General features: G+C 69.7%; 20 protein-coding genes. 13 read left to right on the top strand and 7 right to left on the bottom strand.

The window, feature by feature from the left end; genetic code table 11:
• Positions 1-137 precede the first annotated feature (137 nt).
• Both QH270_RS32785 and QH270_RS32780 read left to right on the top strand, forming a co-directional pair.
• Complete coding sequence (locus QH270_RS32785) at positions 138-1,307, top strand: MFS transporter (RefSeq protein ID WP_280348596.1); 1,170 nt, start codon at positions 138-140, stop codon at positions 1,305-1,307.
• 124 nt (positions 1,308-1,431) lie between these two features.
• Positions 1,432-1,767 (top strand): hypothetical protein, encoded by a 336-nt coding sequence (locus QH270_RS32780; protein ID WP_280348540.1) that lies wholly within the window; start codon positions 1,432-1,434, stop codon positions 1,765-1,767.
• Between the two features lie 166 nt (positions 1,768-1,933).
• Here QH270_RS32780 and QH270_RS32775 read toward each other — a convergent pair whose 3' ends face one another.
• The 3 genes from QH270_RS32775 to QH270_RS32765 form a co-directional block, all read right to left on the bottom strand.
• Positions 1,934-2,395 (bottom strand): nitroreductase family deazaflavin-dependent oxidoreductase, encoded by a 462-nt coding sequence (locus QH270_RS32775; RefSeq protein WP_280348594.1) that lies wholly within the window; start codon positions 2,393-2,395, stop codon positions 1,934-1,936.
• Positions 2,396-2,461: 66 nt separating this feature from the next.
• Positions 2,462-3,958: a glycerol kinase GlpK gene (gene glpK, locus QH270_RS32770; RefSeq protein WP_280348538.1), complete on the bottom strand. Its 1,497-nt coding sequence runs from the start codon at positions 3,956-3,958 to the stop codon at positions 2,462-2,464.
• 88 nt (positions 3,959-4,046) lie between these two features.
• Positions 4,047-4,799 carry an IclR family transcriptional regulator gene (locus QH270_RS32765; protein ID WP_280348536.1) on the bottom strand — a complete coding sequence of 251 codons (753 nt, stop codon included), beginning with the start codon at positions 4,797-4,799 and terminating at the stop codon, positions 4,047-4,049.
• Positions 4,800-4,917: 118 nt separating this feature from the next.
• Between QH270_RS32765 and glpK (QH270_RS32760) the strand changes: the two genes are divergently transcribed.
• From glpK (QH270_RS32760) to QH270_RS32745, 4 genes are all read left to right on the top strand, one after another.
• Positions 4,918-6,435: a glycerol kinase GlpK gene (glpK, locus tag QH270_RS32760; RefSeq protein WP_280348533.1), complete on the top strand. Its 1,518-nt coding sequence runs from the start codon at positions 4,918-4,920 to the stop codon at positions 6,433-6,435.
• Positions 6,436-6,464: 29 nt separating this feature from the next.
• The gene (locus QH270_RS32755) at positions 6,465-8,144 is read left to right on the top strand and encodes a glycerol-3-phosphate dehydrogenase/oxidase (RefSeq protein WP_280348531.1); all 1,680 of its coding nucleotides are present in this window, start codon (positions 6,465-6,467) and stop codon (positions 8,142-8,144) included.
• A 117-nt stretch (positions 8,145-8,261) separates the two neighbouring features.
• Positions 8,262-8,900: a TetR/AcrR family transcriptional regulator gene (locus QH270_RS32750; RefSeq protein WP_280348529.1), complete on the top strand. Its 639-nt coding sequence runs from the start codon at positions 8,262-8,264 to the stop codon at positions 8,898-8,900.
• 98 nt (positions 8,901-8,998) lie between these two features.
• Positions 8,999-9,748 (top strand): SDR family oxidoreductase, encoded by a 750-nt coding sequence (locus tag QH270_RS32745; protein WP_280348527.1) that lies wholly within the window; start codon positions 8,999-9,001, stop codon positions 9,746-9,748.
• Between the two features lie 57 nt (positions 9,749-9,805).
• On the opposite strand, the gene QH270_RS32740 is transcribed toward QH270_RS32745, so the two are convergent.
• A complete protein-coding gene (locus tag QH270_RS32740; RefSeq protein WP_280348525.1) occupies positions 9,806-11,431 on the bottom strand; it encodes a purine-cytosine permease family protein in 1,626 nt (541 codons plus the stop codon).
• Between the two features lie 192 nt (positions 11,432-11,623).
• On the opposite strand from QH270_RS32740, the gene QH270_RS32735 reads away from it, so the two are divergent.
• Genes QH270_RS32735 through QH270_RS34780 form a run of 3 tightly spaced genes read left to right on the top strand, consistent with a single transcriptional unit; the run spans position 11,624 to position 13,704 of the window.
• Positions 11,624-12,841 (top strand): lipid-transfer protein, encoded by a 1,218-nt coding sequence (locus QH270_RS32735; RefSeq protein ID WP_280348524.1) that lies wholly within the window; start codon positions 11,624-11,626, stop codon positions 12,839-12,841.
• A gap of 17 nt (positions 12,842-12,858) precedes the next feature.
• Complete coding sequence (locus tag QH270_RS32730; protein ID WP_280348523.1) at positions 12,859-13,293, top strand: type II toxin-antitoxin system Rv0910 family toxin; 435 nt, start codon at positions 12,859-12,861, stop codon at positions 13,291-13,293.
• Positions 13,294-13,302: 9 nt separating this feature from the next.
• Positions 13,303-13,704, top strand: coding sequence for a hypothetical protein (locus QH270_RS34780; RefSeq protein WP_432420466.1), 402 nt, complete (start codon positions 13,303-13,305; stop codon positions 13,702-13,704).
• Between the two features lie 49 nt (positions 13,705-13,753).
• Here QH270_RS34780 and QH270_RS32720 read toward each other — a convergent pair whose 3' ends face one another.
• Positions 13,754-14,692: a LysR substrate-binding domain-containing protein gene (locus QH270_RS32720; protein WP_280348521.1), complete on the bottom strand. Its 939-nt coding sequence runs from the start codon at positions 14,690-14,692 to the stop codon at positions 13,754-13,756.
• 126 nt (positions 14,693-14,818) lie between these two features.
• On the opposite strand from QH270_RS32720, the gene QH270_RS32715 reads away from it, so the two are divergent.
• Positions 14,819-16,048 carry a Glu/Leu/Phe/Val dehydrogenase dimerization domain-containing protein gene (locus QH270_RS32715; RefSeq protein WP_432420467.1) on the top strand — a complete coding sequence of 410 codons (1,230 nt, stop codon included), beginning with the start codon at positions 14,819-14,821 and terminating at the stop codon, positions 16,046-16,048.
• Between the two features lie 4 nt (positions 16,049-16,052).
• Here the strand turns inward: QH270_RS32715 and QH270_RS32710 are convergent, their stop codons facing one another.
• Positions 16,053-16,892 carry a helix-turn-helix transcriptional regulator gene (locus tag QH270_RS32710; RefSeq protein WP_280348518.1) on the bottom strand — a complete coding sequence of 280 codons (840 nt, stop codon included), beginning with the start codon at positions 16,890-16,892 and terminating at the stop codon, positions 16,053-16,055.
• A gap of 147 nt (positions 16,893-17,039) precedes the next feature.
• On the opposite strand from QH270_RS32710, the gene QH270_RS32705 reads away from it, so the two are divergent.
• Positions 17,040-17,981 carry an SDR family oxidoreductase gene (locus QH270_RS32705; protein WP_280348516.1) on the top strand — a complete coding sequence of 314 codons (942 nt, stop codon included), beginning with the start codon at positions 17,040-17,042 and terminating at the stop codon, positions 17,979-17,981.
• Positions 17,982-18,109: 128 nt separating this feature from the next.
• Here the strand turns inward: QH270_RS32705 and QH270_RS32700 are convergent, their stop codons facing one another.
• The gene (locus QH270_RS32700; protein WP_280348514.1) at positions 18,110-18,814 is read right to left on the bottom strand and encodes a flavodoxin family protein; all 705 of its coding nucleotides are present in this window, start codon (positions 18,812-18,814) and stop codon (positions 18,110-18,112) included.
• A gap of 92 nt (positions 18,815-18,906) precedes the next feature.
• On the opposite strand from QH270_RS32700, the gene QH270_RS32695 reads away from it, so the two are divergent.
• Entirely contained in the window at positions 18,907-19,356 is a 450-nt protein-coding gene (locus QH270_RS32695) for a Fur family transcriptional regulator (RefSeq protein WP_280348512.1), read from the top strand.
• The gene (gene katG / locus QH270_RS32690; RefSeq protein ID WP_280348509.1) at positions 19,314-21,584 is read left to right on the top strand and encodes a catalase/peroxidase HPI; all 2,271 of its coding nucleotides are present in this window, start codon (positions 19,314-19,316) and stop codon (positions 21,582-21,584) included. The genes QH270_RS32695 and katG overlap by 43 nt, the downstream gene beginning before the upstream one ends.
• The last annotated feature ends 120 nt before the right edge of the window (positions 21,585-21,704 follow it).

Raw genomic sequence — 21,704 nt, 5'->3', positions numbered from 1 at the left:
CGCGGATTCGGGGTGGGGAGGTCGTCGCATGATGTCGGTGGTGGGATAACTCACGCTCCGCGCGGGTAGCGATCGGGGAGTGGGGGTCGTTGCATGGAGGCGTGACTTCTTCCCTCGCCACCGGTGACCGCGTCGAAGTGCCGCGTACGAGCTGGCACGTCCCGGCGATGCTCGCGCTGGCGCTGGGTGGGTTCGGTATCGGCACCACCGAGTTCGTGACCATGGGGCTGCTGCCCGATATCGCCGCCGACTTCACCATCTCCGAGCCGACCGCGGGGCACGCGGTGTCGGCGTACGCGCTCGGGGTGGTGGTGGGTGCGCCACTGATCGCGGCGCTGGCCGCGCGGGTGCCGCGCAAGAAGCTGCTCATCGCGCTGATGGTGGCCTTCACCGTCGGCAACGCGGCGACCGTACTCGCGCCGACCTTCGCGACGCTCACCCTGGCCAGGTTCGTCTCGGGCCTGCCGCACGGCGCCTACTTCGGGGTGGCCTCGCTGGCCGCCGCGACGCTGGCACCGGTCGGGCAGCGGGCCAAGGCGGTGGCCGCGGTGATGCTCGGGCTGAGTGTGGCCAATGTGATCGGGGTGCCCGGCGCGACCTGGCTCGGTCAGCATCTGGGCTGGCGTGACGCGTACGTCGTGGTCGCCGTGATCGGGGTGGCGACGGTCGCCGCGCTGTGGCGGTTCGTGCCGGACCTGTCCGGGATGAAGATCACCAATCCGATCACCGAACTCGGCGCGCTGCGCAGGCCGCAGGTCCTGCTCACGCTGGCCGTCGGCGCGATCGGCTTCGGCGGCATGTTCGCCGTGTACACCTACATCGCCACGACCATGACCGATGTGGCAGGCATGCCGATCGGCGCGGTCCCGGTCGTGCTCGCCCTGTTCGGTCTCGGCATGATCGCGGGCAACATCCTCGGCGGCGTCCTGGCCGACCGAGGCGTCGATCGGTCGATCTTCGCCGCCCTGCTCGCGATGGTGGTGATCCTCGCCGGCTTCGTCCTGGCCGCCCACAACCCGATCACCGCCTCGATCGGCGCGTTCCTGGTCGGCGCGTCCGGCGCGGCCTTGGCCCCCGGCCTGCAGACCCGACTCATGGACGTGGCCGCCGACGCCCAGACCCTAGCTGCCGCCCTCAACCACGCCGCCCTCAACATGGCCAACGCCGCGGGCGCCTGGCTGGGCGGCCTCGTCATCGCCGCGGGCCTCGGCTACACCGCCCCGGCCGCCGTCGGCGCCCTGCTGGCCGTTCTCGGCGTCGCGCTGTTCACCGTCACGGTGTGGGTGGGCCGCAGCGCGTCGCGCTGACCGACCCCGGGGTCCTCACCGTTGCCGGCAAGGTCGCCGAAAAGCCGTGTCGCGCAACACGCCGCGACAATTTCGACACCATGTTCATCGGCTATAGGTTTCCCCCGCATGCCGAGCTACGAAAATGTATATCGACCTGGTCGACGAGACATTGACCACCGCGGCAAGCCGACGTCTGGAGGACCTGATGGCACGCTCTCCCGAGTACCACGGCCGCATCGCCACCAAGTACGTGGAACAGGGCCTTGCCGAGGGCCGAGCGAAGGGCCGTGCGGAAGGCCGTGCGGAGGGCCGTGCGGAGGGCATCGCCGGCTCTGTGCTGACAGTGCTGACGGGTCGTGGCATCGAGCTGTCGGCTGCCCAGCGCGCTCAACTCGCGGAGTGCACCGACCTCGCCCGACTCGAAGGCTGGCTCCAGCAAGCCCTCACCGCGACGTCAGCGGACGACCTCTTCACATGAGGTCTCAAACCCGGCGGTGTTGATCACCTGTTGGGTTGTTGCCGGGTGGCGGAGTACCGATGGCGATGTTCGACCGGGCCGCGACGGTGACCGCCGGTCTTCCGCGCCGGTTCAGTTCCCGGGCACCGCATCCACGCGTCCGGCAACAGACCTGGCGGGTGGCAGGCTAGCCGGTACCCGATCGCAGGTGCAGCCGAATCATCGGCAGGGTGTTCACTGGCGTTCCCGTCGCCCGTTCGATGGTGGCGCGCAACTTGTCCCAGGCACGGGGATGCTCTTCGGCGTACTGCGCGAGTGCCCGCGCCGATTCCGCTTCGCTCATCGGGGTGGCCTGCGCGGGCACCAGGCGCCGGAACCACCACGAGACCCGAACGTGTGGATAGGCCACGACATTGCGGTACCACTGCGCCCCGGTGCCGAATCCGGAGACGATCACGAACTGGTTCGGCGTCGGACGTTCGACGACCTCGAGGACGACGTACCGCCGCGCACCTGTGCGCCTGCCGACATGCTCGAGCATCAGCAACCACCGCCCGAACAGGAAACCCAGCCCGGTGCGATAGAGGACGATGGGCGCGCGGACCAGCCATCGGGTACGCAGCGCGCGGGCGCTGAGCCCGGTCAGCATGTCGGCCACGTTCGTCCTCCTGACGGATCGGAACTCTTGCAGCGTAACCTCGCCAGGCGCACGGGATCAGTGTTCGACCGCCGGGCGCGCCCAGCCCACACTGAGCTGCACCGCCCGCTGCCACCGCTCGTACTCCTCGTCGCGGACCGCTCGATCGTCGCGCGGCACCCACTGCGCCGCCACCCGCCAATTACCGCGCAGCCCTTGCAGATCCGGCCAGTACCCGACGGCGAGACCCGCCGCGTAGGCCGCGCCGAGCGAGACCGTCTCGGTCACCAGCGGGCGCATCACCGGAACACCGAGCACGTCGGCGATGATCTGCATGAGCAGGTTGTTCGCCGCCATCCCGCCCGCGACCCGCAGCGACGCGGCCCGCAGCCCCGCGTCCGCGTTCATGGCCTCGACGACATCGCGCGTCTGCCACGCGGTGGCCTCCAGCACCGCGCGCGCCAGGTGCCCCCTGGTGACGTACGAGGTCAACCCGATCAGCAGCCCCCTGGCATCGCTGCGCCAATGCGGCGCGTAGAGACCGGAGAACGCGGGAACGAGGTAGCAGCCGCCGTTGTCGTCGACCGTGCTCGCGAGAGTCTCGATTTCGGGCGCGGTGGCGATCAGGCCGACGATGTCGCGCATCCACTGCACCAGCGATCCGGTGACCGCGATCGGCCCCTCGAGCGCGTACACCGGCTCGGGACCCACCTGGTAGCCGATGGTGGTGAGCAGTCCGTGGCGGGAGCGGATCAGTTCGGTGCCGGTGTTCATCATCAGGAATCCGCCGGTGCCGTAGGTGCATTCGGTCTCGCCGGGCGCGAAACAGGTCTGTCCGAACAGCGCCGCGTGCTGGTCGCCGAGCGCGGCGGCGATCCGCACCCCGGGCGCCACCGTGCGCGCGGTCCCGAAATCGCCGGTCGACGGCTCGATGCGGGGGAGCATGGCGCGTGGAATGTCGAAGAACCGCAACAGTTCCGCGTCCCACTGGCGGGTGGCCAGGTTCATGAGCAGGGTGCGGCCCGCGTTGGTGACATCGGTGACGTGCGCACCGGTGAGATTCCAGATCAGCCAGGACTCCATGGTCCCGAACAGCACCTCGCCCCGTTCCGCGCGGGCCCGCAGCCCCTCGACGTGGTCGAGCAGCCACCGCAGCCGGGGCGCCGCGAAATAGGTGGCCAGTGGCAACCCGCTCAGCTCGGTGATCCGGTGCGCACCAGGCGCTTTCCGGAACCTCTCGACGAGTTCCTCGGTGCGGATGTCCTGCCAGACGATGGCGGGTCGCACCGGCATCCCGGTCTCGCGATCCCACACCACGGTCGTCTCGCGCTGGTTGGCGATCCCGATCGCCGCGACCTGCTCGACCGTGATCCCGGCATCCCGCAGCGCCGCGGGCACGATCCGCTCGACCGTCCGCCAGATCTCCATCGCGTCCTGCTCGACCCAGCCCGAGCGCGGATACCGCTGGCGGTGCGCGCGCTGCGCCAGCCCCACCAGCCGCGCGTGCCGGTCGAACACGATGCACCTGGTCGAGGTGGTGCCCTGATCGAGGGCGAGGACATACCGTGGCGTCACCGGAGTCTCCCGTTCCCGCGGCCTGTGGTGCGGCCGCGTCGCGCTGTAATCGGTTGTCGCGCAGTCGTTTCACTGGGGTGTAGCTGGATCATCGCGCGGCCGCGAGATCGCGGTGGACGGCTTCGGCGGCGGCGCGCACCAGGGCCACGGCGGCGGGCAAGGCCTGTAACCGGTTGTCACACAGTCGATCCACCGGCCCCGAGATGCCGATGGCGGCCACCACCAAACCGCCGCGCGCCCGGATCGGCGCGGCGATACCCGCCTCGCCGGCACGGTACTCCTCGACCTCCCTCGCCCAGCCGGTCCGGCGAACCTCGGCGACGGCACGTTCCAGCGCCGCCTGATCGCCGATCGTCCGGTGCGTAAAGGTAGGCAGCGAAGTAGGTCTCGGCGCGGCGTCGTAGGCGAGCAACACCTTGCCCAGCGCGGTGGCGTGCGCGGGTAGCGCCTCGCCGACGGTGAGCACCTGCGCGGTGTTGTCCGGCCGGAACACGTGATGCACCACCGTCACCCCGCCGGGCCGCGACACCGCCATCCGCACCGCCTCGCCCGTGCGCGCGGCGAGCGCGTCGGCGCGGTGGATCGCGCGCGAACGCAGCTCGTTGACGTCGAGGTGATCGCTGCCGAGTTCGCCGAGCGCGGGCGCGAGCAGGTAGCGGCCCGTCGCCGGATCCTGGTCGACGAACCCGACCCCGAGCAGCGTCCGCAATATCCCGTGCACGGTGGGTTTGGCCAGGTCGAGCGCGGCGGCGACCTCGCCGACGGCCATCGGCCCCGACCCGCGCGCGAGCAGCCGCAGCACGGCGGCGGCTCGCTCGATCGACTGGATCGGACCCGGCATCGCCCGAACCTATCAGCCGCGGCGTTCAGCATTGTCGAACGGCAGCCGTGGCGGCGGGGTCCGGCGGTTCCTAGCGTGGGTTCCGGGCTCGATGGTGAGCCCGCTCGAAAGGACCACGATGACTCGGTATGTGGGCGCGATCGATCAGGGCACGACCTCGACGCGTTTCATGGTTTTCGACCACGGTGGCGCCGTCGTCGCCCGGCACCAGCTCGAACACGAGCAGATCATGCCGCGCGCCGGCTGGGTCGAACACAATCCGGACGAGATCTGGGAACGCACCCGCACCGTCGTCAAGACCGCGCTGGCCACCGCCGATCTCACCGCCGCCGACCTGGCCGCGATCGGTGTCACCAACCAGCGCGAGACCACCGTCGTCTGGAATCGCCACACCGGTCGCCCGTACTACAACGCGATCGTCTGGCAGGACACCCGCACCGACCGCCTCATCGCCGCCCTCGACGCGGCCGGGCACAGCGATCTCATCCGCGAGCGGACCGGACTGCCGCCCGCCCCGTACTTCTCGGGCGGCAAACTGCGCTGGATCCTCGACAACGTCGCGGGCGTGCGGGCCGACGCCGAACGCGGCGACGCCCTGTTCGGCACCCTCGACACCTGGCTGATCTGGAACCTCACCGGCGGCAGCCGCGGCGGCGTGCACGTCACCGACCCGACCAACGCCTCGCGCACCATGCTCATGGACCTCGAGACGCTGCGCTGGGACGACGAACTCCTGCGGATCTTCGACATCCCGCGCGCCATGCTGCCCGCCATCGCGCCGTCGTCGAACCCGGCCGGTTTCGGCACCACCAACCCCGACGGGCCCTTCAAGGGCGCGGTCCCGATCGCCGGTGTCCTCGGCGACCAGCAGGCCGCGAGCGTCGGCCAGGTGTGTTTCCAGCCGGGTGAGGCCAAGAACACCTATGGCACCGGCAATTTCCTGATGCTCAACACCGGCGCCGAGATCGTCCGCTCGAACCACGGCCTGATCACGACCGTCGCCTACCATTTCGGCGACGACAAACCCGTCTACGCCCTGGAGGGTTCGATCGCGGTCACCGGGTCCGCGGTGCAGTGGCTGCGCGATCAACTCGGCGTCATCGCGGGCGCCGCGCAGATCGAGGACCTGGCCGAACAGGTCGCCGACTCCGGCGGGGTGTACTTCGTGCCCGCCTTCTCCGGTCTGTTCGCCCCGTACTGGCGTCCCGACGCACGCGGCGCGGTCGTCGGACTGTCGCGCTACAGCAACAACGCCCACTTGGCCAGGGCGACACTGGAATCCATCGCCTACCAGACCCGCGACGTGGTCGAGGCGATGCAGCGCGATTCCGGCGTGCGGCTGGCGACGCTGCGCGTCGACGGCGGCGTGACCATGAACAAACTCGCCATGCAGATCCAGGCCGACCTGCTCGGCGTCCCGGTCTCGCGCCCGGTCGTGGCCGAGACCACCGCGCTCGGCGCCGCCTACGCGGCCGGGCTGGCGGTCGGGGTCTGGGGCTCCACCGACGAACTGCTCGCGAACTGGCACGAAGACGTCCGCTGGTTCCCCACCTGGTCCGACGAGCAGCGCGAACGCGGCTACGGCCGCTGGCTCAAAGCCGTCGAACGCACCCTCGACTGGGCCGAACTCGACTGATGAACGACCACCTCGACAAGGAGTAAGCCGTGTCCGTTTCCCTGGACCCCACCTACCGCGCCGCGGCGATCGCGGCGCTCGGCGACCACGAGATCGACGTGCTGGTGATCGGCGGCGGCGTCACCGGCGCAGGCGCCGCGCTCGACGCTGCCTCGCGTGGTCTGTCGGTGACCCTCGTCGAGGCCCGCGATTTCGCCGCCGGTACCTCGAGCCGCTCGTCCAAGCTCATCCACGGCGGCCTGCGCTACCTCGAGCAACTGGACTTCGCGCTGGTCCGCGAGGCGCTGAAAGAGCGTGGGCTGCTGCTGAACACGCTCGCCCCGCACCTGGTCCATCCGGTGCCGTTCCTGTTCCCGCTGCAGCACCGCGTCTGGGAACGTGCCTACATCGGCGCCGGCGTCGCGCTCTACGACACCCTCGGCGGCGCGCGGGCCGTGCCCATGCACAAGCACCTGACCCGTTCCGGCGCACTGGAACTCGCGCCCGCCCTGCGTGACGACACGATGACCGGCGCGATCCGCTACTACGACGCCCAGGTCGACGACGCCCGCCACACCATGATGATCGCCAGGACCGCCGCCGAGCACGGCGCGACCGTGCTGACCCGCACCAAGGTCACCGGGCTCGTCCGCGACGGCGAGCAGGTCGTCGGCGCCCACGTGCTCGACCTGGAAACCGGTGCCGCGCATACCATCCGGGCCCGCAGCGTGATCAGCGCGACCGGCGTGTGGACCGATGACATGATCAAGATGACCGGCGTCGACTTCCCCTTCCACGTCCAGATGTCCAAGGGCGTGCACATTCTGGTGCCGCGCGACCGGCTCGACCTGCACACCGGCTTGATCATGCGCACCGAGAAGTCCGTGCTGTTCGTGATCCCGTGGGCCGAGCACTGGATCATCGGCACCACCGACACCGCGTGGTCGCTGGACAAGGACCACCCCACGGCCACCGCCGCCGATGTCCAGTACATCCTCGACCACGTCAACGCGCTCTTGCGCGAGCCGCTGACCAGGGCCGACATCGTCGGCACCTATGCCGGGCTGCGCCCACTGATGACCGGCGCGTCCAAGGAGACCGCCAAGCTCTCCCGCGAACACGCCGTCGCCGAGCCGGTGCCGGGGCTGTTCGTGATCGCGGGCGGCAAGTACACCACCTACCGCGTGATGGCCGCCGACGTGGTCGACGCCGTCACCGCTCGCCTCGGCGGCGAGGTCCCCGCCTCGGCGACCGCGCGCCTGCCGATCGTCGGCGCGCGGGGATACGCCGAGCTGCGCGCCGAGGCCGCCCAGCTGGCCGCGTCGGTGCGGCTGCCGCTCGACGTCGTCGAGCATCTGCTCGGCCGCTACGGGTCGCTCGCCACCGACATCTTCGACCTGATCGCCGCCGATGCCACACTGCGTCAACCGATTCCGGGCGCGCCCGACTACCTGGCCGCCGAGGCCGTCTACGCGGTCACCCACGAGGGAGCGCTGCACCTGGAGGACCTGCTCACCCGCCGCACCCGCATCTCCATCGAGGTTCCCGACCGTGGTCTGGCCGCCGCGCCGGAGATCGCGCGCCTGATCGCGCCGCTGCTCGGCTGGGACGAGGAGACGACGAACGCCGAGATCAACCGCTACTACGATCGGGTGCACGCCGAGCTGGCCGCCAACGCGGCGGACGACGACGAGTCGGCGAACTCCGCCCGGCTGGTCGCCGTGCGGTGAAACCCGTGTGCGAGTGGTCAGCGGCCGATCGGCGCGGGTGAATGGCCGATGGGTGCGGCGGCTCGGGCGGCAGCACCGCTTACCAACAGGTCTGTATGTAAGCGGTAAGATCGGCCGATGACCAGCACCGCAGCCGACAAACCGCAGCGGCGTACGCAGGAGCAGCGCAGTAGCGAGATGCGTACCCGCCTGCTCGACGCGACCATCGACTGCCTGGTCGAGTACGGCTACGCGGGCACCACCACGCCCAGGGTGGCCGAGCGGGCCGGCGTCACCCGTGGCGCGCAGGTGCACCACTTCGGGTCCAAACACGATCTGGTGGTCGCCGCGATCAAACACCTGGCCGAGCGGCGGGTGGCGGCGGCCATGAGCGAGATGGCACGGGTGCGGGTGGGTGACGATCCGGTCGGCGCCGCCCTCGAATTCCTCTGGGACCTGCATCAGGGGCCGCTGTTCATCGCGACGGTGGAGCTGTGGGTGGCGGGCCGGACCGATCCGGTGCTGGCCGCGGCGATGGAAGAGGTCGAGCCGGTGGTCAACACGGCGGTGCTGCGGGCGGTCGCCGAACTGATCCCGGACGACCTGCGCCGCAAGGGCGCCCGCGATTTCGCCTACACCGCGATGGACGCCCTGCGCGGCATCCTCGTCGCCAATTTCGTCCTCCCCGACACCGAACGCGCGCACCGCCGCTGGCGTCGCGCCGCGGTCGACCTGCGCGCGTCAGCAGCCGCGGTGATCGTGCCTGGCCCGCACTGATCGCGGGTTCGCCGGCGGTGATCGGTTCCGCCGGCCGTGTCCGATGACTACCGTGAGCGCATGGAATCGCATATCGAGCCCTCGTCGGCGGTGGCGTCGTGAGCCGGGGCACCATCGTGATCACCGGCGCCAGCTCCGGCCTCGGCGCCGAGATGGCCCGTCAGTTCGCGGCGCTCGGCTATGACCTCGGGCTGTGCGCTCGTCGCACCGAACGGCTCGACGAGCTGCGTACCGAGATCCTCGCCGCACATCCCGATCGCACCGTCTCGGTGAAGCAGCTCGACGTCACCGACGACGCGGCCGTGTTCACCGTCTTCGACGCCTTCGCCGCCGAGTTCGGTGCCATCGACCGGGTGATCGTCAACGCGGGCCTCGGCAAGGGCGCGCCGCTCGGCACCGGCAAGTACGCCGCGAACCGCGAGACGGCGGTGGTGAATTTCCTCGCCGCGCTGGCCCAGACCGAGGCGGCGATGACGATCTTCCGCGCGCAGGGCCGCGGCCACCTGGTGATGATCTCCTCGATCTCCGGCTTGCGCGGTATGCCCAAGACCCTGACCGCGTATGCCGCCACCAAGGCCGGTGTCGCCGCGCTCGCCGAGGGCCTGCGCGCGGAAGCTGTTCCCGGCGTGGATATCTCGGTGATCTATCCCGGCTACATCCGCTCGGAGATGAACGACCGGATCAAGCACGAGCCGAAGTTCATGGTGGACACCGAAACCGGCGTGCGCGCCATGGTCGCCGCCATCGAGAAGCGCCGCGCCAAGGCGTACGTGCCGGACTGGCCGTGGATTCCGATCGCCTTCGCCCTGCGCACCCTGCCGATGCCGGTGGTCCGCAAACTCCTCTGACGACGAAGGCCGTACCAGGCGAACACTTTTCGCCCGGTACGGCCTCGGTACGTGCCGTCAGTGCTGGCGCGGCAGCAGGTGCTTGCCCTCGCGGTCCGTGGACAGCGCCAGCGAGCTGATGTACTGGATCTCGCCCTCGGGGCCCGGCACCGCGGAGGCGATCATGTCCGGGCGCTCGAACTCCAGTCCGGTGACGTGGCAGGGCAGCAGGTCGCCCGACGGGTTGCCGTGCTCGTCGAACATCGGCAGCTCGATGCCGTCGTCGGCGCGGCGCAGGTAGTACTTGCCCTTGGTGACGATCGCGGTGAGCGGGGTCGCGACGAAGGCCACCAGGACCGCGACCAGCGGCGAGTACGGCTTGAGCAACTCACCGAAGAGGCCGAAGAAGGTCATGATCGACAGCACCGCCGAGAGGCCGAAACCGACCAGGCCGACCGGGTTGAAGTCGTAGAGCATGCCGCGCCGGAACTCGGGCACCTTCGGCGAGATCTTCAGCAGGTACTTGTTCACCGCGATGTCGGTGGCCACGGTGACGATCCAGGCGATGCCGCAGTTGGCGTAGAAGCCGAGGATGTTGTTGAGGAAGTCGAACATGTCCGCTTCCATCAGCACCAGCGCGATGGCCAGATTGACCACCAGGAACACCAGGCGACCGGGGTAGGTCTTGGTGACGCGGGTGTAGGAGTTGGTCCAGGCCAGCGAGCCCGAGTACGCGTTGGTGACGTTGATCTTGATCTGGCTGATCACCACGAGCACCACGGCCAGCGTCATGGCCAGCCAGCCCGGCACCATGTCGCGGTAGATCTCCAGGAACTGGTGCACCGGCTGGTTCGCGATGCCCTGCGCGGCAGGCAGATTCGCGATCAGGTAGACGGCGAGGAACAGGCCGACGACCTGCTTGGCGGCACCGAAGATCACCCAGCCCGGCCCGGCGAGCAGCATCCAGCCCCACCACTTGGCCCGGTTCTCGGGGGTGCGCGGCGGCATGAAGCGCAGGTAGTCGATCTGCTCGGCGATCTGCGCGATCAGCGACAGGCACACACCGGCGGCCAGCAGCGCGCCCGACAGGCTCACCCCGGCGCCGTCCTTACCGCCGTAGGCGAAGAACGACCCGACCGAGTCGGGGTGGCGCAGGAGCAGGAAGCCGAACGGGGCGACCATGAGCAGCAGCCACAGCGGGGTGGTCCACACCTGCAATTTGGCCAGCGTGTTCATGCCGTAGATGACCAGCGGGAAGATGATCACCGTCGACGCCAGATAACCCAGCCAGAGTGGAATTCCGAGGCCCAATTGCAGGCCCTGCGCCATGATCGAACCTTCCAACGCGAAGAAGATGAAGGTGAACGAGGCGAACACGATATTGGTGATCACCGAGCCGTAATAACCGAATCCGCTACCGCGCGTGATCAAATCCAGATCGATGTTGTAGCGGGCCGCGTAATACGCCAGCGGGAAGCCGGTGAGCATCACGACGACGGCGAAGATACCGATCCCGATCAGCGCGTTTCCGGTGCCGTGAGCGATGCCGATATTCGCGCCGATGGCGAAATCGGCGAGATAGGCGATACCGCCGAGGGCGGAGATGCCGACCACCGCCGGGCTCCATTTGCGGTAGCTCCGCGGGGCGAAACGCAGCGTGTAGTCCTCGAGTGTTTCTTTGGCGGCGGTATCTGCTCCGGCCATTGCCTCTCTCCCTCATCTGCTCGCCCCACGAATCCGTGCGACTCACCGACGGTCCTCGATGGATGTAGACGGCAATTTTCCGAACCGTTACGCCGTTGTTACGCACCCGGATGGTGACCGGCGTCACGGAAACCGTTGTGAAGATACATGCAGAGCTGTATGTTTGTGGCCAACCGCGAGGATGGGAGTTCGATGGCGAACAAGGTCTATGTGATCGGCGTCGGGATGACGAAGTTCGAGAAGCCGGGCCGCAGGCAGGTCGAGGAGGCCGACGGAACCACCAGGGCCTGGGACTATCCGGACATGGCCCGCGAGTCGGGCACCAAGGCACTGGCCGACGCGGGGATCGACTACCGCGAGGTCGAGCAGGCCTACGTGGGCTACGTCTACGGCGAGTCGACGTCCGGTCAGCGGGCGGTCTACGAGCTGGGGATGACGGGCATCCCGGTCGTCAACGTCAACAACAACTGTTCCACCGGATCGACCGCGCTCTACCTCGCGGCACAGGCGATCCGGGGCGGACTGGCCGAGTGCACGCTGGCACTGGGATTCGAGAAGATGCAGCCGGGCTCGCTGGCCTCCACCTGGGACGACCGCGAGCAGCCGATGGGTAAACACGTGCTGGCCCTGGCCGAGATCTCCGAGGTGCTGTTCCCGGTGGCGCCGTGGATGTTCGGTGCGGCGGGCCGTGAGCACATGAAGCAGTACGGCACCACCGCCGAGCACTTCGCCAAGATCGGCCACAAGAACCACAAGCACTCGGTGAACAACCCGTATTCGCAGTTCCAGGACGAGTATTCGCTCGACGACATCCTCGGCTCGCGGATGATCTACGACCCGCTCACCAAGCTGCAGTGCTCGCCGACCTCGGACGGCTCGGGCGCGGTGATCCTGGCGAGCGAGGCGTTCGTCGACCGGCACGATCTGTCGGCGCAGGCGGTCGAGATCGTCGGCCAGGCGATGACCACCGACTTCGCCTCGACCTTCGACGGCACCGCCAAGAACCTCATCGGCTACGACATGAATGTCAAAGCCGCGCAGCTGGTCTACGAGCAGGCCGGACTCGGCGCCGAGGACTTCCAGGTGATCGAACTGCACGACTGCTTCTCCGCCAACGAACTGCTGCTCTACGAGGCGCTCGGGCTGTGCGCGGAGGGTGAGGCCGGGAAGCTGATCGACGCCGGGCAGACCACCTACGGCGGCAAATGGGTCGTCAATCCCTCGGGCGGCCTGATCTCCAAGGGGCATCCGCTGGGCGCCACCGGGCTCGCCCAGTGCTCCGAGCTCACCTGGCAGCTGCGCGGCACCGCCGACAAGCGCCAGGTCGGCGACGTCACCGCCGCACTGCAGCACAACATCGGCCTCGGCGGCGCCGCCGTGGTCACCGCCTACCAGCGCGCCGTGCGCTGAATCGCAGGAGTACTCGTATGGGACACATCGAAGCCACCAAGTCCGTCACCGCCAGCCCCGAGGCTCTGTGGGCGGTCGTCTCCGACCCGCAGACCTGGGACAAGTGGTTCACCATCCACGAACGCTTCATGGAGGAGCCGCCCGCGGTGCTCACCGAGGGCGCGGGGCTGGTCGCCAAGATCGTCATGCTCGGCATGGCGAACAAGATGGAGTGGACCGTCAAGGCCGTCGAGGTGCCGAACCGTCTGACCCTCGCCGGCGCCGGAATGGCCGGTGTGCGTACCGAATTCACCTTCGACATCCAGCCCGACGGCACCGGCAGCACCATCGTGGTCTCCGGCGACTTCGAAGGCGCCCTGATCAAGGGCGCGCTGGGCAAGGCGGTGGAGAAGGACGGTCGCGCGCAGCTCGACAAGTCCCTCGACCAGCTCGACGCGCTGGCCTCGGCGTAGGGCGCGCCGATGACAGCGCAGGCAGCGGGCCGGGCCGTCGAGTTCGACGACTCAGGACTGGAGAAGTGGAGTGACGCCGAGGAATTCGCCGTCACGGCCGAGCGGATCGCCGAGTACGCCGCGGCCACCAACGACCCGATCCCGGCGCACCGCGCCGGCGCCGGCGCCCCGCCGGGGGTGGCGGTCGGGGCGGGGTTGGAGGGGTTCCGCAGCGCGAGCCTGTGCGTCGACCGGTCCACGGGCCGTGCGGTGGGCTCGACCGTGTGGTCGAGCGTCGAGGAGCTGGAGAGCAGCCGTCAGCAGACCGACCGGCTCAGGGCGGCGGTGGTCCGCGACGTGGGCGCCGATGTCGTCGAGGTGGCGGAGTTCCGGCTCGGCTTCGCGCATCTGCGCGTTCCCGAACTGGTCTGAGCAAGGTGTCGTCCGGTCGGGGAACGCGCGCCCGGCCGGACGGCTCGTGCTATTCCGGCGGTTCGATCGGGGCGGGCGGGGAAGCGTCGAGTCCCTTCCCGGCGGCGGCGGCGCGGATCGCGTCGATGACGAGCAGCAGCGCCGTTCTGCGCGCGGAATTGGTGCGATAGGCCAGCGACACCGTCCGGGTGAGGATGTCGCCGAGGGCCACGATGTCCACCCCCGGCGGACGCAGGGCGAGCCCGAGGTCGGAGACCAGCGTGACACCGAGCCCGGCCGCCGCCATCGCCATCGCGGTGGCCTGCTCCTCCACCTCGTGGTCGATCCGCGGCGCGATCCCCGCGGACTGGAACGCCAGGCGGGCCGAGTTGCCGAAATGCGAGCGGGCAGGCGCCAGGATCCACGGGTACTCGGCCAGCTCGGCCAGCGTCACCCGCGTCGACGGCACCGCGCCGGCCGGGACGGCGGCGTGGATCCGCTCCACCGCGATCACGGCGCGTTCCAGGCCGTGATCCCAGGTCATGGGGGAGTTGGAGTAGTCGAGCGCGAACGACAGATCGAGGGCGCCGTCGCGGACCGCCGCCGCGGTCGCCTCCGGCGCGAGTTCCCTGGTGCGCACCAGGATTCCGGGATGGGTGCGGGCCAGCGTGGTGAGTGCGTCGGGGAGCAGGCCCGAGGCCACCGACGCCCACACGCCCGCGGTCAGCGTGGCCGTCACCGATTCGCCCGAGTCCTCGAGCGCCTGGGTGGCGCGTTCGACCAGGGCCAGGATCTCCTCGGCGTGCTCGGCGAGCAGCACGCCGCGATCGGTGAGCTGTACCCGGCGGCCGCGCCGCTCGAGCAGCCGGGAGCCGACATCGCGTTCGAGCTGCGCCAGCTGCTGGGACACCGCCGACGCGGTGTAGTGCAGCGCGGACGCCGCGGCAGTGATCGTCCCGCGTCGGTGCAGCTCGCGCAACATGCGCAGGCGGGGCAGCGACAGGTCCATGGGACCGAGCGTATGCGTTGTGCAGCAATGCTGAACACCGCCGTGAACGAACCGTAAATAGACGCGCGCGCGGATGCGGCCGCAGGCTGGTGACACGAGCCCGAAGAGGAGGTTGTCGCCGTGACGATGATGCAGAACTCACCTGGGAGTACCCCGCAGGTGACCGCGCAAACCACTCCGACAATTCCCGTGGTCGCCCGCCCCGAGCCGTATCTGCGCCTGCACTGGACGGATTCGAGCACGGGGGCGGTGGGCTACCTGGTCGTGCACACGCTGCGCGCGGGCCTGGCGACCGGCGGCACCAGGATGCGCGCGGGCTGCAGGCTGAGCGAGGTCGAGGATCTGGCGCGCGGGATGGCCGACAAGACCGCCACCTTCGATCTCCCGGTCGGAGGCGCCAAGGGCGGCATCGACTTCGACCCCAAGGATCCGCGCGCGGTCGAGGTGCTCGAGCGGTTCTGCGAGGCGATGCGGCCGTGGCTCGACACGCACTGGGTCACCGCGGAGGACCTGGGCGTTCCGCAGCATCTCATCGACGCGGTGTTCGACAGGCTCGGTCTCGGCCAGAGCTACCACGCCGCCATCCGCCGGTCGGCCGATCCCGAGGCGACGCTGCGCCGGGTCAGGCGCGGGCTCGACGCCGCGGTCGAGGGCGGATTCCTGCTCGGCGATGTCATCGGCGGCTACGGTGTCGCGCACGCCTGCCTCGCCGCCGCGGTGTCGTGGGGCCGCGCGCCCGCCGCGACCACCGTCGCGATCCAGGGGATCGGCACCATGGGCGGTTCGGCCGCCTACTACCTGCACGAGGCCGGGATGACGGTCACCACCATCGCCGACGCCGCGGGCACCCTGCACCGCGCCGACGGGCTCGACATCCCCGCGCTGCTGGCCCTGCGCGACGCCTTCGGCGAGATCGACCGTTCCCGGCTGCCGGCGGATATCGAACAGTCGCCGCGCGCCGCGATCGTCTCGGCCGACGTGGACATCCTCGTCCCCGCGGCCATCTCGTACGCGCTCACCCCGGACAACTCCTTCGATGTGCGGGCCCGCATCGTGGTCGAGGCGGCGAACGCCGCCACCACGCCCGAAGCCGAGGCCATGCTCGCCGCCCGCGGCATCGCCGTGCTGCCGGACTTCGTGGCGAACGCGGGCGCCGTCGCCTGGGCCTGGTGGTTGCTGCTCGGCGAGGTGGACGACACCCCGCAGACCTCGTTCGACCGGCTGCGCGTCATCATGCACGCCAAGGTCGCGCAGCTGTTGAGCGCCTGGACCGAGCAGCACGTCACCCCGCGCGAGACCGCCCGGCGCTGGACCGAAACCCCGTCCGCGCCAGCGGGACCGGTCGTCATCCCCTGAACGATCAGCGAACCATCCCGCTTCCTACGACCGCGAGCAGCCGCAATTTCTCGGCGCTCTCGGTGCCGGGCGTGGCCGTATAGACCAGCAGCAGATGCGACTGGGCGGGGTCGAGCAGCGTCTGGCAGTTCAGCTCCAGCGCACCGACTTCGGGATGCCGGAACCGTTTGACCTCGTGGGGCCGCACGCCTACCTCATGGGTGTGCCACAGGGCGCGGAACTCCGCGGACTCGGCGAGGAGCAGATCGGCGTAGTGGGCGGCGCGGGAATCCGGACCGCGAACGGTGGTGAGTTCACGGAGTCCGGCGACGAACATCCGCGACAGGAACGGGTGGTCCTCCGGCGCGTAGCGGTCGCGTTCGGCGGGGTCGGTGAACCAGCGGTAGCCGATGCTGCGCGCGGGTCCGGTGAACCGGGTCGTGTCGCCGGTGAGGGCGAGGCCGAGCGGTGTCTGGCGCAGTGTCTCCCCGAGTTCGGTGACGATCTCGGCCGGTGTGTCGTTGAGCCGGTCGAGAATCCGCAGCAGGCCGGGACTGATGTGCTCGCCGAGCGCGCCGCGCGCGGGCGGGGTGTGCCCGGCCAGGCGGAACAGATGGTCGCGTTCGTCGAGCGACAGGTGCAGGCCCTGGGCGATGGCGGCGGTCATCTGTGCGGAGGGTTGGGGACCGCGTACCTGCTCGATGCGCGCGTAGTAGTCGGTCGACATGTGACACAGGACCGCGACCTCCTCCCGGCGCAATCCCGTCGTCCGGCGGCGCTGCCCGCGCGGCAGCCCGACGTCCTCGGGCTGTAGTGACTCCCTGCGCCGTTTGAGGAACTCGGCCAGTCCGGCCCGATCGATCATCGGCGTTCCACCCTTTCGCGACTCGGGTTCGGTTCTACCGTCCGGACCAGGACGTATCCACGGACAGGTAGTCCCTGGATCGCGCTTCCCGGATCGACGATCGTCGAGGGCGAGCCAAGCACGCCGAGGCGAACAAGGAGAAGCGACATGCCACGTCGGTCACTCGACATCACCGTCCCCGATCTCAGCGGCAAGCGCGCCGTGGTCACCGGCGCCAGCGACGGCATGGGGGTCGGGATCGCGACGCGCCTCGCGGCCGCGGGCGCCGAGGTCGTCCTGCCGGTGCGCAACCAGCGCAAGGGCGAGGCGGCGCGCACGGAGATCCTGCGGACGGCCCCCGACGCGCTGGTATCGCTGCGCGAACTCGACCTGTCGTCACTGGCGTCCGTGGCGGCGCTCGGGGCGAGCCTGCTGGCCGAGGACCGCCCGATCCACCTGCTGGTCAACAACGCCGGGGTGATGACCCCGCCGGACCGGCAGGTCACCGCCGACGGCTACGAATTGCAGTTCGGCACCAACCATCTCGGCCATTTCGCCCTCGTCGGGCACCTGCTGCCGCTGCTGCGCGCGGGGCGGGCCCGCGTCACCTCGCAGATCAGCGTCGCGGCGAATCAGAACGGGATCAACTGGGACGACCTGAACTGGGAACGCTCCTACGACGGCATGCGCGCCTACAGCCAGTCCAAGATCGCCTTCGGCCTGTTCGGGCTCGAACTCGCCCGCCGTAGCCGGGCCGGCGGCTGGGGCATCACCAGCAATCTCGCCCACCCCGGCGTCGCGCCGACGAACCTGCTCGCCGCCAGGCCGGAGGTCGGGCGCGCCGAGGACACCACGGGGGTGAAGCTCATCCGCTGGTTGTCCGCGCGCGGTCTCGTCGTCGGCACGGTCGAGTCGGCGAAGCTGCCCGCGCTCTTTGCCGCCACCTCGCCCGCCGCCGAATCCGAACGCTTCTACGGCCCCCGCGGCCTCGGCCACCTCGGCGGCCCACCCGCCGAACAGAAGCTCTACCGCCGCTTGCGCGACCCCGAGGCGGCCCGGCGCATCTGGCAGATCTCCGAAGAACTCACCGCCACCCGCATCCACGCCTGACGTCGTTCCGATCGTCCGAGGCCGCTGCCTGCCGCCGGTCGTAGCAGGTGACCGATCGTGAGCTCGTGGCGACGGCCGCCGGCTGTGCCCGCTCACCCAGATCACCGCGGCGAACCCCGGGTGAGCGCCTAGCGGTACTCGGGGTTCTCGAAATCGAAGCGGCAGCCCGCGTCCCATTCCGAACGCTGGTTGCCGTGCGCGGGGATACCGCCGTTGTCCTTCAGTGCGCGGGCCAGGTGCATCAGGTTCCAGGTCATGAAGGTGGTGTTGCGGTTGGTGAAATCGTTGTCGGGGCCACCGGAGCCGGGGTCGAGGTAGGACGGGCCCGGTCCGGCCTCGCCGATCCAGCCCGCGTCGGCCTGCGGCGGGATGGTGTAGCCCAAATGCTGCAGGCTGTAGAGGATGTTCATGGCGCAGTGTTTGACGCCGTCCTCGTTGCCGGTGATCAGACAGCCGCCGACCCGCCCGTAATAGGCGTACTGCCCGTGCTCGTTGAGGATCGAGGAATTGCCGTAGAGGCGCTCGATCACCCGCTTGGTGACAGAACTGTTGTCGCCCAGCCAGATCGGGCCCGCCAGCACCAGGATGTCGGCCGCCATCACCTGTCGCTGCAGCGCGGGCCACTCGTCGGTGGCCCAGCCGTGCTCGGTCATATCCGGCCACACCCCGGTCGCGATGTCGTGGTCGACGGCCCGCAGGTGCGACACCCGCACCCCGTTCCTGGCCATGATCCCGGCACTCACGTCGATGAGCCCCTGCGTATTGCTCGGCTCGGGGGAGCGCTTGAGCGTGCAGTTGATGAACAGCGCGCGCAGATCGTCGAATCGAGTCATGTCTGCCAGTGTCCTCCGCGTCGGTCTCCGTGACAGGAACCGGAAACCCACAAATGCTTGACTGATTCCAGAAAGCGGAGAACACTGCGAGCGTGCCCACGGACACGGAGCTCCAGCAGCTGCTGCGAAGCGTGTCGCTGCGCGTGACCGCGCCGCGGATCGCGGTGCTGAGCGCTGTGCACGAGCATCCGCACGCCGATACCGATTCCATCATCCGCGCCGTGCGCGCTCGCCTGTCCGTGGTCTCGCACCAGGCCGTCTACGACTCGCTCCGGGCGCTCACCGCGGCCGGTCTGCTGCGGTGCATCCAGCCCAGGGGGCATGTGGCCCGCTACGAGTCGCGGGTCGGTGACAACCACCATCACGTCATCTGCCGCGCGTGCGGGGTGATCGCCGATGTCGACTGCCAGGTCGGTCCGGCGCCCTGTCTGACCGCTTCCGACGACCGTGGCTTCGTGATCGATGAAGCCGAGGTCATCTACTGGGGCCTGTGCCCCGAATGTTCGCAGCCCGAACATCCCGTCCAGGAAGGAATATCGTGACCTCCGACAGCCGCCCACCCACTCCTGACTCCGACACACGCAGCACCAGCGAGAGCGAGAACCCGGCGATCCCGTCGCCCACGCCCGACACCGACCGCCGCCCCCACTCGAACAAGGACTGGTGGCCCGAGCAGATCGATGTCTCGGTGCTGCACGCGCACTCGTCCAAGTCCAACCCGCTCGGCGAGGACTTCGACTACGCGAAGGAATTCGAGAAGCTCGACGTCGAGGCGCTCAAGGCCGACGTCGCCGCGGTCCTGACCGATTCGCAGGACTGGTGGCCCGCCGACTACGGCAACTACGGCGGCCTGTTCATCCGGATGAGCTGGCACGCCGCGGGTACCTACCGCATCGCGGACGGGCGTGGCGGCGGCGGGCAGGGCTCGCAGCGCTTCGCCCCGCTCAACAGCTGGCCCGACAACGCCAACCTCGACAAGGCCCGCAGGCTGCTCTGGCCGGTGAAGCAGAAGTACGGCAACGCGATCTCGTGGGCCGACCTGCTGGTCTTCGCCGGCAATGTCGCCCTGGAGTCGATGGGCTTCCAGACCTTCGGCTTCGGCTTCGGCCGCCCCGACATCTGGGAGCCAGAGGAGGTCTTCTGGGGTCCGGAGGACACCTGGCTCGGCGACGAACGCTACAGCGGTGACCGCGAACTGTCCGGTCCGCTCGGCGCGGTCCAGATGGGCCTGATCTACGTGAACCCGGAGGGCCCCAACGGCCGCCCCGATCCGGTGGCCGCCGCGCGCGACATCCGCGAGACGTTCGGCCGGATGGCCATGAACGACGAGGAGACCGCCGCGCTGATCGTCGGCGGGCACAGCTTCGGCAAGACCCACGGCGCCGGTGACGCCGCGGCCGTCGGTCCCGAGCCCGAGGCCGCCCCGCTCGAGCAGCAGGGTCTCGGCTGGAAGAGCACCTTCGGCGAGGGCAAGGGCAAGGACGCCATCACCAGCGGCCTGGAAGTGGTCTGGACGGCCACGCCGACCCGGTGGAGCAACGGCTTCCTGCAGAATCTGTACGGCTTCGAGTGGGAGCTCACCAAGAGCCCCGCCGGCGCCTGGCAGTGGAAGCCGAAAGACGGTGCGGGCGAAGGCCTCATCCCCGATCCGTTCGGCGGGCCCGGCCGCACCCCGACGATGCTGACCACGGACCTCTCGCTGCGCGAGGACCCGATCTACCGCGAGATCACCCGGCGCTGGCTCGACCACCCCGAAGAGCTGGCCGAGGCCTTCGCCAAGGCCTGGTACAAGCTGCTGCACCGCGACATGGGCCCGGTGAGCCGCTACCTCGGCCCGTGGGTGCCCGAGCCGCAGCTGTGGCAGGACCCGGTTCCGGCCGTGGATCACCCGCTGGTCGACGAGCAGGACATCGCCGCGCTCAAGACCACCGTGCTCGATTCCGAGCTGACCGTCACGCAGCTGGTCAAGACGGCGTGGGCGGCCGCGGCCAGCTTCCGCAGCACCGACAAGCGCGGCGGCGCCAACGGCGCCAGGATCCGGCTCGAACCCCAGCGCGGGTGGGAGGTCAACGAGCCCGCCGAGCTGGCGAAGGTGCTGCCCGTGCTCGAGCGGATCCAGCAGGACTTCAACGCCTCGGCCGCGGGCGGCAAGAAGATCTCGCTGGCCGACCTGATCGTGCTCGCCGGTTCGGCGGCGGTCGAGAAGGCGGCGGCCGACGCGGGTTACAAGGTCACCGTGCCGTTCGCGCCCGGTCGCACCGACGCCACCCAGGAGAACACCGACGTGGAGTCGTTCGCCGTGCTCGAACCGCGCGCCGACGGCTTCCGCAACTACGTGCGCCCCGGGGAGAAGGCACCGCTGGAGCGGCTGCTGCTCGACCGCGCGTACATGCTCGACGTGACGGCGCCGCAGCTGACGGCGCTGGTCGGCGGATTGCGCGCGCTCGGCGCCAACTACGGCGGGACCTCGCACGGTGTGTTCACCGACCGGCCCGGCGTGCTGACCAACGATTTCTTCGTCAATCTGCTCGATCAGAACACCGAGTGGAAGGCGTCGGAGTCGGCGGAGAACGTCTACGAGGGCACCGACCGGAGCACCGGCGCGAAGCGCTGGACCGCCACGGCCAACGACCTCGTGTTCGGCTCGCATTCGGTGCTGCGCGCCGTCGCCGAGGTCTACGGCCAGCGCGACGCGGGGGAGAAGTTCGTGAACGACTTCGTCGCCGCGTGGGTGAAGGTCCTCGACAACGATCGGTTCGACCTGCGCTGACCCGACGTCGCCCAGCCCCGGCCGGGGGGTGCGCGCGCGGCGGGGGGGCCTGCGGGGCCGGCCCGGCGAGGCCCGGCGTGTCGCGGGCCGGCGACCCCGCGGGGCCGAACTGGGGGTCGC

The sequence above is a fragment of the Nocardia neocaledoniensis genome (assembly GCF_029868625.1).
Classification (GTDB): domain Bacteria; phylum Actinomycetota; class Actinomycetes; order Mycobacteriales; family Mycobacteriaceae; genus Nocardia; species Nocardia neocaledoniensis_A.
The sequence above is the reverse complement of the archived record's forward strand: the minus strand, read 5'-3'. Positions and strand labels throughout refer to the sequence as shown.